The organism is Chitinophaga sp. (genome assembly GCF_017745275.1).
GTDB lineage: Bacteria > Bacteroidota > Bacteroidia > Chitinophagales > Chitinophagaceae > Chitinophaga.
The window spans coordinates 554,021-569,943 of record NZ_JAGHZS010000010.1 but is presented as its reverse complement, the minus strand read 5'-3'; the positions used below and the strand labels follow the sequence as shown (position 1 = coordinate 569,943).

12 protein-coding genes are annotated in these 15,923 nt (G+C 47.2%); 5 read left to right on the top strand and 7 right to left on the bottom strand.

Annotated elements, in window-relative coordinates; genetic code table 11:
* Positions 1-79 precede the first annotated feature (79 nt).
* The 3 genes from J7623_RS28860 (at position 80) to katG (ending at position 7,425) form a co-directional block, all read left to right on the top strand.
* Positions 80-3,190: a TonB-dependent receptor gene (locus J7623_RS28860; RefSeq protein ID WP_291927833.1), complete on the top strand. Its 3,111-nt coding sequence runs from the start codon at positions 80-82 to the stop codon at positions 3,188-3,190.
* A 27-nt stretch (positions 3,191-3,217) separates the two neighbouring features.
* On the top strand, positions 3,218-4,720 hold the full coding sequence (locus tag J7623_RS28855) for a RagB/SusD family nutrient uptake outer membrane protein (RefSeq protein ID WP_291927832.1): 1,503 nt from the start codon (positions 3,218-3,220) through the stop codon (positions 4,718-4,720).
* Positions 4,721-5,145: 425 nt separating this feature from the next.
* A complete protein-coding gene (gene katG / locus J7623_RS28850; protein ID WP_291927829.1) occupies positions 5,146-7,425 on the top strand; it encodes a catalase/peroxidase HPI in 2,280 nt (759 codons plus the stop codon).
* Positions 7,426-7,530: 105 nt separating this feature from the next.
* Here katG and J7623_RS28845 read toward each other — a convergent pair whose 3' ends face one another.
* On the bottom strand, positions 7,531-8,415 hold the full coding sequence (locus J7623_RS28845) for a PhzF family phenazine biosynthesis protein (RefSeq protein WP_291927827.1): 885 nt from the start codon (positions 8,413-8,415) through the stop codon (positions 7,531-7,533).
* Positions 8,416-8,525: 110 nt separating this feature from the next.
* Here J7623_RS28845 and J7623_RS28840 point away from each other — a divergent pair, with 110 nt between their 5' ends.
* On the top strand, positions 8,526-8,879 hold the full coding sequence (locus tag J7623_RS28840; protein ID WP_291927824.1) for a helix-turn-helix domain-containing protein: 354 nt from the start codon (positions 8,526-8,528) through the stop codon (positions 8,877-8,879).
* A 4-nt stretch (positions 8,880-8,883) separates the two neighbouring features.
* Here the strand turns inward: J7623_RS28840 and J7623_RS28835 are convergent, their stop codons facing one another.
* Genes J7623_RS28835 through J7623_RS28825 form a run of 3 tightly spaced genes read right to left on the bottom strand, consistent with a single transcriptional unit; the run spans position 8,884 to position 10,155 of the window.
* Positions 8,884-9,360 carry an SRPBCC domain-containing protein gene (locus J7623_RS28835; RefSeq protein ID WP_291927821.1) on the bottom strand — a complete coding sequence of 159 codons (477 nt, stop codon included), beginning with the start codon at positions 9,358-9,360 and terminating at the stop codon, positions 8,884-8,886.
* 12 nt (positions 9,361-9,372) lie between these two features.
* Positions 9,373-9,798, bottom strand: coding sequence for a VOC family protein (locus tag J7623_RS28830; RefSeq protein ID WP_291927818.1), 426 nt, complete (start codon positions 9,796-9,798; stop codon positions 9,373-9,375).
* A gap of 27 nt (positions 9,799-9,825) precedes the next feature.
* Positions 9,826-10,155: a metalloregulator ArsR/SmtB family transcription factor gene (locus J7623_RS28825; RefSeq protein ID WP_291927815.1), complete on the bottom strand. Its 330-nt coding sequence runs from the start codon at positions 10,153-10,155 to the stop codon at positions 9,826-9,828.
* A gap of 141 nt (positions 10,156-10,296) precedes the next feature.
* Here J7623_RS28825 and J7623_RS28820 point away from each other — a divergent pair, with 141 nt between their 5' ends.
* The gene (locus tag J7623_RS28820) at positions 10,297-10,956 is read left to right on the top strand and encodes a hypothetical protein (RefSeq protein WP_291927810.1); all 660 of its coding nucleotides are present in this window, start codon (positions 10,297-10,299) and stop codon (positions 10,954-10,956) included.
* An 8-nt stretch (positions 10,957-10,964) separates the two neighbouring features.
* Here the strand turns inward: J7623_RS28820 and J7623_RS28815 are convergent, their stop codons facing one another.
* From J7623_RS28815 to J7623_RS28805, 3 genes are read right to left on the bottom strand one after another with little or no spacing between them, the layout of a single operon-like run.
* Entirely contained in the window at positions 10,965-11,882 is a 918-nt protein-coding gene (locus tag J7623_RS28815; protein WP_291927807.1) for an alpha/beta hydrolase, read from the bottom strand.
* An 11-nt stretch (positions 11,883-11,893) separates the two neighbouring features.
* Positions 11,894-14,260 carry an alpha-L-rhamnosidase C-terminal domain-containing protein gene (locus J7623_RS28810; RefSeq protein ID WP_291927804.1) on the bottom strand — a complete coding sequence of 789 codons (2,367 nt, stop codon included), beginning with the start codon at positions 14,258-14,260 and terminating at the stop codon, positions 11,894-11,896.
* A 2-nt stretch (positions 14,261-14,262) separates the two neighbouring features.
* Positions 14,263-15,918, bottom strand: a complete 1,656-nt coding sequence (locus J7623_RS28805) for a RagB/SusD family nutrient uptake outer membrane protein (protein ID WP_291927800.1) — start codon at positions 15,916-15,918, stop codon at positions 14,263-14,265.
* Positions 15,919-15,923 lie beyond the last annotated feature (5 nt).

Below are 15,923 nucleotides of genomic sequence, written 5' to 3'. Positions count from 1 at the left end.
CATTGTATGTTCATTTATTCAAAGCATCTTTCTCAATCATGTATATGGAATAACATTTTCACCTGTTAACTTTTAAATTATGAAACACTTTTCTACGGTAACATTCAAACAGATGGCATTACGCCAGAAAATTATTCATATAGTCCTGTTCCTCTTGCTGGGGGTGGTCACACCAATCCACGCACAAAACGCAACGCTGATGGACGTTCATGGCCGCGTGCTGGAAGAGAGCGGCGCAGGCGTACCCGGTGTGAGCATAAAAGTAAAGAACGTTAACAAAGCCACTACTACAGATGCTGACGGCAGGTTTACCATTAAGGGGGTGCCCGATAATGCGGTACTGATTACTTCCTATATAGGTTACGTTACACAGGAGGTAAAAGTAACGACAGATATGGTGATCACCCTGGTACCGCAGGTAAAAAAAATTGATGAGGTAGTAGTAGTGGGATATGGTACCACCAGGAAATCGGATCTCACTGGTGCAGTAGGTACCGTAAAGGCGGAAACGCTGCAGGAACGCCCCGCTTCATCGTTGAATCAAAGTTTATCCGGCCGCGTTACCGGCGTAAATGTATCCTCTAACTCCGGGCGCCCGGGCGGCAGAACCAATATCCGTATCCGTGGGTCCAGTTCTCTCAGTGTATCTAATAATCCGTTGTATGTAATAGATGGGGTAATACTGAACCCGGTGGATTTACGTAATGGAAGTACGCCTATTGACTATCTTAATCCTAATGATATTGCCTCTATTGAAGTATTGAAAGATGCTTCGTCTACCGCTATCTATGGTGCGCGCGGTGCCAACGGGGTGATTCTTGTTACCACCAAAAGAGGGACTTCCAATGGTGGCAGAATTACCTATGATCCCGACTTTAGTATAGGTGTGCTGCCCCGGAAACTGGCGTTACTCAATTCGAAAGAGTTCTTAGCGGTAGAAGATCTCGCCTATGCCAATGCACAAAAATATGATCCCGTTGGATGGGCCACCGGTACGAAATACACCGACCCCAGGAAAAAACGTACTAATCCAAAATTATTTGATTCGCAGGGAAATCCGCTATACGACACCGATTGGCAGGATCAATCCTTTCAAAAAGCCTTCACCCAAAATCATCAGCTTGGATTTACCGACGGCGATGAAAAAAGAAGTATCGGCGCATTTCTGAATTACCGCACCCAGGAGGGATTGGCAAAAGGATCGTGGCAAGACAGGTATGCCGGTCGCGTTGTTTTCGACAGTAAAATTAAAGAATGGCTGAAAATTGGCGGAACACTGAGCTATACCGATCAACGGGAAAAACAGGTGGACCAGTTAGACGGCGGGGGTATTACCATGATGCGGCAGGTATTGGAAGCACTTCCTATCATCCCTGTAAAATATTCTGACGGATCATGGGCCAGCAACCGGGATTACCCGGGAATGGAAGGCGGCGACAACCCGCTGAGAGTGGCAGCCGACAGGATCTCTATACTGCACACGCAAACGCTGTTGGGAAATATGTTTGCCAATGTACACCTAGCACCTGGACTGGAATTGAAATCTACCGTTGGGGTAAACATCATTAACCAACGGGAAGATTACTTTGCCGCCAAAGGCATGCAGTATATTTCTGATAACGGAAATGCCTCTGTCAATAACAACCGTTATAACTCGTGGCAGTTTGAAAACTACCTGACATACACGCGCGACTTTGCCAAAATACATTCGTTAAATGCCATGGCAGGGGTATCCTGGCAACATATCGACCGTTTTGAAAACCAGGCCAACACAGAAGGCTTTACGGACTCTTATTATCAATACTATAACCTCGGCGCAGGTTCCAGCCCACAGCCCCCCTCGTCTGTAGGTACCGCTAACGGGTTGAATTCTTACTTTGGCCGTGTTAACTATGGCTTCCGCAACAGGTATTTAGTCACCTTTACCGGTCGTATGGATGGCTCCTCAAAATTCGGACGCGATAACCAGTTTGCTTTCTTTCCCTCTGCTGCTCTGGCATGGAGGGTAACAGAAGAAAATTTTATGAAGAATATCCCGGCCATCTCTAACCTAAAACTGCGTGCCAGCTATGGTGCTACGGGGAATTCCGAAATACCACCTTACCGTGCATTGGCAGGACTGGGTAACTATAGCGTGGTTTTTAATGGTGCACGTAATTCCGGTGTGGGAGTAGATCGTATTGCTAACCCGGGACTGCAGTGGGAGAAAACCCAACAGATTGACTTCGGTATGGAGCTGGGATTATTTAAAAACCGGCTGAACCTGGAACTGGATCTCTATCGCAGAAAAGTAGATGGTATGCTGCTGGATGCTCCCCTGCCCTATACTACCGGGCGCGACAAAATTTTCTCTAACGTAGGTAGTATGGAGAATAAAGGAATTGAATTTGGTATCAACTCCACGAACATCCAAACGGAGCACTTCTCCTGGAGTACCACTTTTAATATTTCTGTAAATAAAAATAAAGTACTGGCACTGGCAAATGGAGATATTCTGATGGGCAATGGCGTGGTACGTGTAGGCGAACCCGTTGGCTCTTTCTTTGGAAGAGTAACCCTTGGAACCTGGGGCAGCAAGGAAGCCGACGAAGCCAGGAAATATAATATGTTGCCCGGCGACATCAAATACAAAGACATCAACAATGATGGGATCATCAATGACCTTGACCGAGTTATCATCGGAAAAGGTATCCCCGACGGATACGGCACGTTCCTGAATACCTTCCAGTATAAAGCCTGGTCGCTCACGGTGGATTTACAATTTATGTATGGCAACGATGTACTCGACCGGAGTATACATTCTGCGGAAGACCGCCAGGGCATTGCCAATAGTTATAAAACAGTGCTGAATGCCTGGACAGAAACAAATCAGAACACACAGATAGCGCAGATACGTCCTATCAATGCGTATTATACCACCAATAACGATAGCCATAAAGTAACAGGTGGTTCGTTTATCCGTGGCCGTAATTTGCTGCTCTCCTATGTATTCCCGTCGAAAACTGTATCTGCCATGAAACTCAGCCGCCTTAGGGTATATGCGGCAGTACAGAACTTTTTCCTGGTTACCAAATTCAAAGGGTATGATCCTGAGGTGTCCAATTCCAGCTCACCTTTCGACCAGGGGCTGACGTTGTACGATTACCCCAAACCACGGGTATTTATGCTGGGATTGAATGTTGGATTATAATATTACGCCACCACTTAATTGAAAATCATGAAATCAACAATCATAAAATACGGACTGCTGGTAGTGACAACAGGGGCCTTGTTCCTGACAGGTTGCCGGAAATTCCTGGATGAATCAGATCCCAGCAATTATACTGAAGATACTTATTTTACAAAGCCTGAACATGCCAGGAGCTCTGTAAATGCGGTCTACGCCAGCTTACGGGATCCGATGAGCGGAGATTTTGGCGGTGCAGCCTGGACCATGACAGAATTTGCCACCGGCCAAGCCGCCACCGACCTGGGACAAGCAGTGAACAGCTATTACATAAAAGACCTGCATAATACCGCTGATAACGGTTATGGAGAAAACTACTGGAGAAATTACTACAAAGGTATTGCCAATGCCAATCTCTCCATAGCCAAAATACCAGGTATTAAAATGGATCCGGCAGAGGCTAAACGGTTGCTGGGAGAAGCTTATTTCCTGCGGGCCTGGTATTATTTCAACCTGGTACAAATGTTCGGTAACATCCCTTTAATTACGCAACCTGTTGATTTGAAATCAGACCAGTTACGTCCTAAACAGGCGGCCCCGGAGGAGGTATATAAATTAATTGTAGACGACCTTACCACTGCAGAAAATGCCGGACTACCCTGGACAGATGTGAGTGGCAAAGCCTCCCTGGGTGCAGTGAAATCGCTGTTATCAAAAGTATACCTCACCATGGCCGGATATCCACTGCAAAAAGGAGCCGCCTATTTCGATCTGGCCGCAAAGAAAGCAGGTGAAGTGCTGGACTCCAAACAGTTTAAGTTATTCGATACTTATTACGATTTACATAACCCGGCAAAGAAAAATATAGAAGAGAATATTTTCATGATCCAGTATAAAACACAGGTCATTCCCGGTAGCTGGCAGTCGTTGATTATTCCTTATAATAAAAATATCTCGGCGTATTCTGCGGAAACTGGTGGTATCTATGCTACGGCCGACTTTGTAAAATCATATGACCCGGCCGATTTGCGTGCAAAAGAAGGACAGTTCTTTTTTACTGAATTCACCAACCAGGATGACAGGAATCAAAAAGTAGACCTGGGAGGATTTTTCCTGTATAAACTTTTTGATGTAACCGCACAAACCACTACGGCTAACAGTGATCTGAACTGGTCGTTGATACGCTACGCAGATATCCTGCTGGTGTATGCAGAAGCTTCCAATGAAGTGAATGGACCGGGAGCTGCGGTGTACGATGCAGTAAACCAGGTGCGGAAAAGAGCCAGGATGGCCAATCTTGCAGGACTCACCAAAGAACAGCTGCGGGAAGCCATATGGCGGGAACGCTGGTATGAATTGTGTTTTGAAAACGTTACCTGGTTTGATATGGTCCGCCTTCGCAAAGCATTTAACCTCACTACAAAGGGATTCGACAACTATGTAGGGCATAAATTTTCCTATGGTCCTGTGTTAACAGAAAGAGAGTTGTTGTTCCCCATACCCAGCCGGGAGCTACGGAACAATCCTAACCTGGTACCTACCAAAGGATATTAACGGTGAAAGTGATGTAACCCCAAAAAATGCAGCGAATGACCAGGGCGGATGTTGTCTTTGAACAGGATTAAACTGATTATATTTTTATGATTTAATAAGATGATAGGAAATTGAACAGAAATACATCTGTTGGTATTCTATATCTTTCTTAATCCAGAAAATCTAAATAAAAAATCAGTTTAATCCTGTTCAAAGACAACATCCGCCCTGGTCATTCGCTGCAATAGCTTTCCGCTTTCCGCTTTCCGCTCCATTGAACTTTTCCCTACCACATTTGTTATTCAATACGCCGATGCCAAATCAGCCCGGATAGATTTAAACTATTAAATTATCAAATTAATTGATTATCATTATAACTACAATAGCATAATTTTAGGCCCTGACATATAGGTAAAGTATTTCTTCAATACCCTAAACTCGTACACATGGGACAAGAATCTAACGACATCAGTAAATGCCCGTTTCATAATGGTAGTATGAAACAAAATGTTGGCGGTGGTGGCACCAGGAATCGTGATTGGTGGCCCAATCAGTTAAAGGTGAGCATCCTGCGCCAGCATGCTGCAGAATCCAGCCCGATGAATGCCGACTTCAATTACGCAGCAGCGTTTAAAACGCTGGACCTGGAAGCAGTGAAAAAAGATTTACATGCCCTTATGACGGATTCACAGGACTGGTGGCCGGCAGATTTCGGGCATTATGGTCCTTTGTTTATCCGTATGGCCTGGCACAGTGCAGGCACCTATCGTGTGGGAGATGGCCGCGGCGGCGCCGGTTCAGGACAGCAACGTTTTGCACCGCTGAACAGCTGGCCCGATAACGTGAGCCTGGACAAGGCGCGCAGGTTGCTTTGGCCCATTAAACAAAAATATGGAAACAAAATTTCCTGGGCCGACTTATTAATTCTAACAGGCAACGTAGCACTGGAATCCATGGGCTTTAAAACCTTTGGTTTTGCCGGCGGACGCGCAGACGTATGGGAACCCGATGAAGATGTGTACTGGGGCTCAGAAACCACCTGGCTGGGCGGTGATATACGCTATGCACACGGTTCACCGGGTGTAATAGAAAATCATGGCGTATTAAACACTGATGAGAAAGCAGATGGCGATATTCATAGCCGCAACCTGGAAAATCCACTGGCGGCTGTGCAAATGGGATTGATCTATGTGAATCCCGAAGGACCGGACGGTAACCCGGACCCTATTGCCGCTGCAAAAGATATCCGCGATACTTTTGGCCGCATGGCCATGAATGATGAGGAAACCGTAGCATTGATTGCCGGTGGCCACAGCTTTGGTAAAACACATGGCGCTGCACCTGCTACCCACGTAGGCAAAGAACCTGAGGGCGCCGACCTGGAATTGCAGGGATTAGGCTGGGCCAATAGTTATGGCTCCGGTAAAGGCGCGGATACCATTACCAGCGGACTGGAAGTCATCTGGACAAAAACACCTACCAAATGGAGTAATAACTTCTTTGAAAATCTCTTCGGCTTTGAATGGGAACTGTCTAAAAGCCCTGCCGGCGCCCATCAATGGCGTGCTAAAAATGCAGAGGCATTTATACCTGATGCATTTGACAGTGGTAAAAAGCATATTCCAACTATGCTGACTACCGACCTTTCTTTAAGGTTTGATCCCATTTATGAAAAAATATCCCGGCGCTTCCTGGAACACCCGGAAGAACTGGCCGACGCCTTTGCCCGTGCATGGTTTAAATTAACCCATCGTGATATGGGACCACGTGCACGCTACCTTGGACCCGATGTACCATCAGAAGTATTGATCTGGCAGGATCCTATTCCTGCAGTAAACCACCCACTGGCAGATGCCAATGATATTGCAGATCTGAAAACCAAAATACTGGGATCGGGGTTAAGCGTATCAGAACTGGTTTCCACTGCATGGGCTTCTGCATCTACGTTCCGTGGTTCCGACAAACGTGGCGGCGCCAACGGTGCACGCATTCGTTTGGCACCTCAGAAATACTGGCAGGTAAATAATCCTGCGCAACTGCAAAAAGTATTGGATAAATTAACGGCTATTCAAACCGCGTTTAACAGCTCCGCTGCCGGTGGCAAGAAAATATCACTCGCTGACTTGATCGTACTGGCAGGTGTAGCTGCAGTAGAAAAAGCCGCAAAAGATGGCGGTCATGCAGTGAGCGTTCCTTTCACACCTGGCCGCATGGATGCTTCCCAGGAAGAAACGGACGTAGAATCTGTCGGTCACCTGGAACCTTTTGCAGATGGATTCCGGAACTACCGCAAAGGAAGATCCGGTGTATCCACAGAAGCGTTGCTCATCGACAAAGCACAGCAACTCACGCTGACAGCGCCTGAACTAACCGTATTGATCGGTGGTTTGCGCGCATTGAATGCTAATTTTGATGGCTCCGCACACGGCGTATTCACGGCACGTCCAGGGCAGCTCACCAATGATTTCTTTGTGAACCTGCTCGATATGAATACGGCGTGGAAAGCAATATCGCAGGATAAAGAACTGTATGAAGGCAGTGACCGTAGCAGTGGCGCCAAAAAATGGACCGCTACCCGCGCTGACCTGGTGTTTGGTTCCAACTCAGAACTGAGGGCCGTTGCAGAAGTATATGGCAGCTCCGATGCAGGCGAAAAATTTGCGAAAGACTTTGCCGCCGCGTGGAACAAAGTGATGAACCTGGACAGATTTGATATTGCCCGATAATAAAATAAAAAAAGAAAAAGAGCCTCCATTTTTAAGTGCCCAAAAGTTTAGACACTTTTGGGCACTTAAAAATGGAGGCTCTTTTTTAATGCAGTAATGTTATCATTACAAATATATTTTCCCTTCCATCACTATTACAGATGAACCACTCACCCATATTCCATCCTCCTCTACCACAACAGCAAGGGTAGATGGCTGTGCAACAAATTTGCCCTGCAGAAAAATATAATCTTTGTATTTCTCTATATAACCCAGTTTTTCCAGGTAGCCCGCAAGTGGCCCTGCTGCTGTACCTGTAGCCGGATCTTCATCTATCCCGATGCCGGGGTTGAAAAATCTCGATTCTACAGTGACGCCATCGGCTACACCGTTAGTCGTAAAAAGATAAAATCCTTCAAAACCATATTGCTGTGAGATACGCTTTAACAACCGTTTATTCACGGTCGCATTTTCTAATACAGCCGTATCCCTGACAGGTACCATGAGATGCGCTACTTCCGTTCTGACGATCTGCACCGGCCAATCGTACAATACCAAATCGTCCCGCTGTAATCCAATGGCTGCTGCAATGATATCTTCCGGTACCCCTCCCGCCATGACAGCCGGCTTTTGTTTCATGCCAACATAAGGCAGTTCGTTCCTTGTAGCTATCCGCAATGAAACCGGTATGTCTTTTACTTTCACCCGGGGAGATTGCCCCTGATGAGAGAAAACGTTCCATTGTTTTATCAGTGCCAGGCACACGGCTCCCAGTAAGTTGTGGCCGGCGCCGGCCACCTCATATTTAGCAGGGGTAAAAGACCGTACTTTGAATACTTTTTCTGTTTCTGAATAATATACAAAAGAGGTTTCCGAATAACCAAACTCCCGCGATATGTTGTGATACTGGTCTATCTCCAGTTCATGATCTATACAAACTACAGAAAGCTGGTTTCCTTTGTACGGCTGATCCGTAAATACATCCAATACGTAATAATCAAGTTGTTTCATTTTTGTAAGTGACTGTTTGATTTTCAAAATTAGATAGCAATCCATTATTTTCGCTATGAGTTAACCCGAAGTAACCGGTTACCTCGGGTTAACTATCACATACTTACAATATGAAACAACCAGATCAACAACATACCATCTGCGAACAGGAACTGGCCGCTATCCGCGACAGCCTGGAAGTACTCGGTGGCAAATGGAAGCTAAGGATCATGCGTCATCTCAGGATCCATGCGGCGGAAGGCAACACCTTCAAAAAAATTCAACGGGAAGTGGAAGGTATTTCGGCAAAAATGCTAACCAAAGAATTACAGGACCTTGAATTGAACCTGCTGATCACCCGAACTGTAAGAGATACGAAGCCTGTGAGCGTGAGCTATGCTATCACGCCATATGGACTCAGCGTTTTTACGGTAAATGACAGCCTGGTGGAATGGGGATTAAATCACCGGCAGAAAATCAGGTAAGCATCTATTGAAAAATAACAGCCACCTTCTGCATACTCTGCTCCAGTCCTAATTGCGCAAAATGACTCATACTGCCAAATTCCGCATATTCCGTGACTGTCATCTCGGTGCTGTCATCCCCCAAAGGCCTGAACACTACTACCGTTCTGATATCTGTAGGGAAATCAGCTGGCATGCCTACTTTGGTGGGCTCCGTTTTATTTCCGTCTTTATCCGCCAGGTTCTGAATGAATTCTATCTTTTCAAAAGGAATTATTTTTACATACTCCCAGATAGAATACCATTCCTTCTCTCCCATTTCTTTTGGCGCTCTCATACTCACCAATGATTTACCGCCTTCACGAAAATCGATATCAGCTACCGGTGAAATAAAATCTTTTGGCCCCCACCAACGCTTTACCAGTTCAGGATCTACCCAAACCTGCCAAACCATATCAATAGGTGCATGGAATACTTTTGTTACTTCAATTTGCTTCGCCATATAGATGCGGTATTAAGCATTTTGTAATGCGCCGATATCAAATTTCTTCATCTTCATAAATGCCTGTACTACCCGTTGCCCCTTCTGTGGATCAGACAATAGTGTACCTAATACTTTGGGCACTACCTGCCACGACAATCCGAACTTATCTTTACACCAGCCGCAGTTACCTTCCTTGCCGCCGTCAGCAATGAGTTTGTACCAATAGTGATCAATTTCCGCCTGATCATCACAGGTAATTACAAAAGAAACGGCCTCATTGAAATGAAAGTTATCTCCGCCGTTCAATCCCATAAAAAATTGCCCGTTTAATTCGAAGTTAACCACCATTCCATTATCATTCACAATTTTCGAATTCGGGAAAATAGTACAGTAAAAATCTGCTGCTGCCCTGGCCTGACCATCAAACCATAAGCAGGGATACAATTGTTTTTCCATGAAATTTGATTTTAAGTTATGAGTGAATTATTTTTTCTTCTTTGCTTTCATCTCTCCCAACAGCTCATCCATGGCGGTTAAGCGATTGTCCCACAGCTTTTGATACGGCGCTATCCAGTCTGCTATTTCCTTCATCTTCCGCGGATTTAACTGGTAATGAATTTCGCGCCCCGTTTGGTGCTGATGCAACAATTCACATTCCGTCAGAATCTGAATATGCTTCGATATCGTTTGCCGGGATGAATTAAAATTTTCGGCAATTGCCCCCGGCGTCATTGCCTGTAATGCCACCAAAGCCAGTATAGCCCTACGTGTAGGGTCGGCGATAGCCTGAAAAACATCTCTACGGATTTCCATTATTTGCAGCCATTTGACTGCAATATAATGCAGCTATTTGACTGCGCAAAATTATTTTTTGGGGAGATGAGAAAATGCGGGGCATCTGCTGACTACATCAGTCAAAAAAAGAGTATGTTTACTTATACCTAAACACTACCTATGAATATTGTGAAACTCAAACCGGATGATCAGGACAGAAACAGTGAAGCATGGAAAATGCTTTGTGAATACGTAGACATCTGCGCACGGGAGCATCGCACAGAATTTGCACCACGAGAGTATTTGGGGGACGAGCATTTTCAACGGATCTATACACTGCCCACGACAATCGGGACACTGACAAGCGTAAAAAAAATGCGTTTATATGGTAGCAAGCTGAAAAGAATACCGCCGGAAATAGGTATGATGGCGGCACTGGAAGATTTTGACCCTTATACCTCCCGCGATCTGCACTGGTTTCCGTACGAGATCACCCGCTGCAAACACCTTAAAAAAACCAGAGTGAGCATCCGGAAATTATACGGCAATTTTAAAAATAAAAAACCGTTCCCGGATTTGAATGATTTTCATATCCGATATGATGGGGATCATATGAAGTGCAGTGTATGTGATAAAACAATGCACGATAACCAGGCTAACCAGGTTTGGATAACGTTACAGATAGGCCATGATGACGCCCCATTGCTGGCCAGTCTTTGTTCAAATGAATGCGCACAACAACTGCCAACTCCCCCGCCAGGATATATTCCACACGCACATAAGGGAGGTAACACAGTTGTTTTTCCCAAACATGGTCCGCTTTATTATATGGGAAAATAATCTCAACATCATTTGACCGCGCCTAACCACCCCCCTTCCTGCATCCAATAGGCACAACGCCCAAACCACTCCTCAAACGGGGGTTTACCGAGAAAACCATGTTCGCCTTTTTCATACAAATGAATGGCAGCAGCTACTTTATTCCGTTGTAATGCCTCATAAAACAATAAACTATTCCGCACCAGCACCACCGTATCATCACCGGCATGTACCAGCCATGCTGGCGGTGTTTTATTAGTCACCTGCAACTCATTGGAGAACCATTTTATTTGCGCGGCTGTGGGTGTGGCGCCGAGTAAATTGTTACGACAACCGATATGTCCTACACTATCAGTACAACTGATGACGGGGTATACCAGCAACAAGAAATCCGGGCGCAAACTGATGCCATCCGGATTATTAATCAATGCCTGATCAAAGTGTGTTCCGGCGGTAGCAGCCACATGTCCGCCGGCGGAGAAGCCCATTAACCCAATGCGATGCGGATCTATTTGCCACTGCGCCGCCTGTTGCCGCACTGTTTTAATGGCCTGTTGTGCATCCTGCAAAGGCCCAATGGATGGCTCCCGCATAGTATGCCGGTTGGGCAACCGGTATTTTAATACGAAAGCGGTTACACCCATTTGCGCGAATGCTTTAGCCACCTTCTCTCCTTCCATTTTAATACAAAGCACGTGATAACCACCACCGGGGCAAATAATCACGGCAGCGCCATTTGCTTTACCGGCCGGCGGCCGGTAAATGGTCAGCGTTGGCCGTGACACATGATCTACCAATGTATCCACTACCGGATCTGCCCGCCGCCGTTCTTCATCCGCTACACCGGTAGCATTGGGAATACTGTCGGGGTATAACGGCCACTGTTGCTGTGCATACCCCGCCATTACTTTTAAGCAGAGGAGCAGTAATATTCCTTTCTTTTTCATCAGGTTGTTTTCTAAAGATGAATCTGTTGGCTTCCTGCGTGTAATACAATTTCTTTGCCCTCCCAACTAAATCTGCCGGTAATACCTGCTGGCAGTACCACTGACCCGGTTACACCATGTGCCTTGTTTCGTGTAAGCGACACCGTTATATCCCCCGCCGGATGCGGCAACACCCCTTTCACTTCCTGCAATGCACCCATGGCCGGCGCTATGAGTACCTTTTTAAAACCGGGGGCATCCGGCACAATGCCGCAGATGGTAGCCAGAAAGTCATAATTGGGGCTGGCTGCCCAGGCATGGCAATCGGAACGGGTGGGTTCCGGCTTCTCTGCAAAAGTAGTTAATCCCAGCTGCAGCATATCACGCCAGGGGCCCAGCTGATCGTAATACACATCTGCCATATGCGCTTTTTTCAACGCCTGTGTAAGATAAAAACGATAATAAAAAGTAGCCTGGCTCAATGTTTTATCGGTCAGCACTTTTTGTAATACCTGCGGCAATTCTTTGGATGATAATGCACCGCTGAGCGCCGCCATGATATTGGCATGCTGGCTGTAGCTTTTCCTGGATGGCGCATCAGCCATCACACCCCTGGTGGCATCGAAACAAAGGGAATAGGTATGTGTATTCAGTAATTTGGCCAGTTGCCGCCAGTGCGTTGCATTTTCGGTCTGACCAAAATAAGCCGCCAGCTCCGCTGCCTGTGCTAACGTATACGCATAATGGAGAGTACGGATGGCACTGTTGTGTTCTGCACCACCACTGAAATTCTCGAGGCCAGGTACCCAATCTATAAAACTCCACCAGCTCAATGGCCCCAGCATGCCTGTTTTCGGGTCTATGCCGCGCTCATGCCAGTCGAGCACATCTTTCATGGCAGATAAAAATTGTTTAACAAATGCGTCATCGGGCCTATGCATCCAGTAGTCGTGAATCATCGTGATCCAGAACAGGGAGAAGGTAGGAATCACCTGTAGCCGGTTGCTGGGATAGCGCCCCTGTGGCTGACCTTCAGGCGTGCGGGAATGATAGAAATCCATCAGTGCCTTTCGAACAAGACGGTCATCACCGCTGGTATACAAGGATATCAATGCCTGGATGCGGGTATCGCCTTCATATTGCAACTGCTCATAGTAGGGGCAATCGAAATAGGTTTCACCTGCACATAGTTTCGCGGTGCGCCAGCCCGTTTGCCAGATCTGCAACAGGCTGCTGTCGTTGCAGCTAAAGGCTGCTTTCAGTTGTAACGGATACCCGGTGCGCATACCGTAAATATCTGTAATCACCAGTGGCTCACCAGCGGTGGTCACCTCCAGTTGCAGGTAGCGATACGTGCGGAGCCACAGTGGACGGAACTTCCGGTCAGCTCCGCCATCCGGATGAAAAATATCTGTGTTGCCTTTTATTTCCTTTCCGTTGATGTCATTGCGATTACCTTTTTGCCCGTTCTTATCAAACAGGGCTTCTGCATAGGTCAGTTTTACAACAGCATCTTTACCGCCACTCACCTGTAGTTCAGGATAGGCCACGGTATTATAGGTCTGGTCCAGCAAGAGATGCACCGTGCTATTTGCGGGTACGGTCAACGGATGCTGTCCGTCAGGAAATCCTGTTGGTGGCTGGGCCAGGTCACTGCGCCTGAGTGCGGGTATCCGTTGCCGTGTTTCTTCAAACAACGGGATGCTGCGTGGCGCAAGGGTCCAGTAATTATCCGTGCCGTAGCCTACCGGCGTAGCGCCGGTAGGAATGGTGATGGCATTGGCCCACTGGCTGTCGTCATAGCCGGGTTGTTCCCACCCCCACGGATATACGTTACCACGCACCTCATCACCAGGGCCTACTACGATATAGGCTTGCAGCCGTTCGCTGTTATCTGTAGAACAGGGCGTGTAGGCGCTGTCGTGCAGCACTTTCCAGTCCCTGCCGGTATTCACGGCGGCTTCTTTTGCTGTATTACCCTGCAGCAGGAAAGCGGTGCGGTTAGAGATCTGTGCTACCGGCGCCAGGGTCCCCATATTCCATACCAGGGCAGCGATGGTGTTGTTACCGGAACGGAGATAAGGAGCGATATCAACAGTTTCATAGTACCAGTTGTAGAGGTCGCCCCGTGCGGGACCGCTGCTCACGGGGGTACCATTTACCAGCAAACGGTAACGGTTATCCGCAGTTACGTTTACCACGAAATGGTCCGGCTTTTCGGAAAGCGACCATGTTTTCCTGAAATGGTATACCCCGTATTCCCGGGCGGGTGCACCGGGACAGGCAATCCATGCGGCCGGCCAGATGCCGGTTAAGAGCGATGGGTTAATGGCGGTTGACTGGGCCTGCAACTGTAGCTGGGCTACCAGCGCCATTAACACGGCGAAGAGCGTTTTCATTTTTACCATCCGGTGTTCTGTTCAAGTTTTTTATTCTTGCTGATCTCATCAAAAGGAATAGGCATAAAATACATTTTTTCTGAGAATACTGCAGCCTGTGGATCTACCGGCTGGGTAGTGTAAGAAAAAGTGCCATTGGGTTGTTTGGTGATCACCATGCCGGTTCCCTTTTTGCCATTAAGGGTGCTCACCGCTGTTTTCCATCGGCGCAGATCCCAGTAGCGCTGATTTTCGAAACAAAATTCCACGTAGCGTTCGTTCACAATCAGGTCACGCATGGCATTCTTATCGAGTGTGCCAGGTACCAGGTTGTTTTGAATACCGGCGCGTTTCCGAAGCGTATTCAGGGCATCGTACACACTGGCATCCGGTGTGGAGAGCGCTTCGTTTTGCGCTTCCGCATAGTTGAGCAATATTTCAGCATAACGGATTTCCAGCCATGGCTGCACGCTTCCATAGCCCCAGGTATAGATGGTATTGGATTGATCTGCCATCTTCAGGGTATAATAACCGGTAATGGTATTATATACCTGTGAAGAGGCTACAGAATCATAATCACGGCCGCCTTTGTAGATGAGCAGGGTGATCTCTGTGAGAGTACCACCCAGCATACCCTTTCTTTTCGCACCATTATAGCCTATATCCGCATAAAAGCGATCGTCCCTGCCAACGTATGGGTTAGCGGCGTCAAAGCCGCTGCCGGCGTCTGTAATGCGTTTCCCGTTTTTCATGGGAAACGCGTTGATCAGTTCCTGCAGGGGCGACACATGACCGGCGTCTCCGTTGGCAATGACCAATGGCGATAACATCGCATCCCAGCCATGGTATTTCTCCGGCATTTTATATTGTACTTCAAAGATGGGTTCTTTGTTGTTGGCAGACATATCCTGCCACAGCTGTTTTATATCCGGATACAGGCTATATTGATCCAGGTTCATAACAGCCTTTGCTGCATCAGCGGCTTGTTTCCACAGGGAAGCATCCTTTTTTTCATTGTATAGCGGGCTTGCCTCATACAGCAGCGTCCTGGCTTTCAGCGCCAGTGCGGCACCTTTACCGGCTTTTCCCCGGGGTGCCTGCCCCGGAAGATCCGCAGCAGCTGCGTCTAATTCTGTGGTAATAAAAGTGAAGCATTCAGTCAGGCTATTCCGGCTTACCTGCAGGTCGTCAGTTAAACTTTGTGGTTTCGTGATCAGTGGCACGCCGCCATATCTTTTCACCAGGTTAAAATACTGGAAGGCTCTCAGGAAGCGTACTTCTGCTTTAAGTCGCCTGCGGTTGGCATCGTCAATGGTGGCGCCATCTATCTTCGATAAAAACTCGTTGGCTTTCCGGATGCTGGCGTACAGGTTGCCCCATACGTCCATCGGATTACTGGTGGCATCCCAGTCGCCCCTTAGTACCTGCCACGCTGCTTCGCTGGGATAGTTCGTTCTTGCTTCATCGGTAGCATCCGTGGTGGCGATGTACAAATTGCGGTTCCAGCCCAACAGGTCGTTGTAAATGCCGTTCACAATCAGCTCTGTTAGTCCCGCATCATGCAATGCTTCTTCAGGCGTAATGGCATCCGGGTTGCGCGGATCGAGGAAGTTTTTGCCACAGGCCATACAAGCCAGTGATAACAAAATATATAGATAGTGAAGATGATAACGTTTCATGGCAC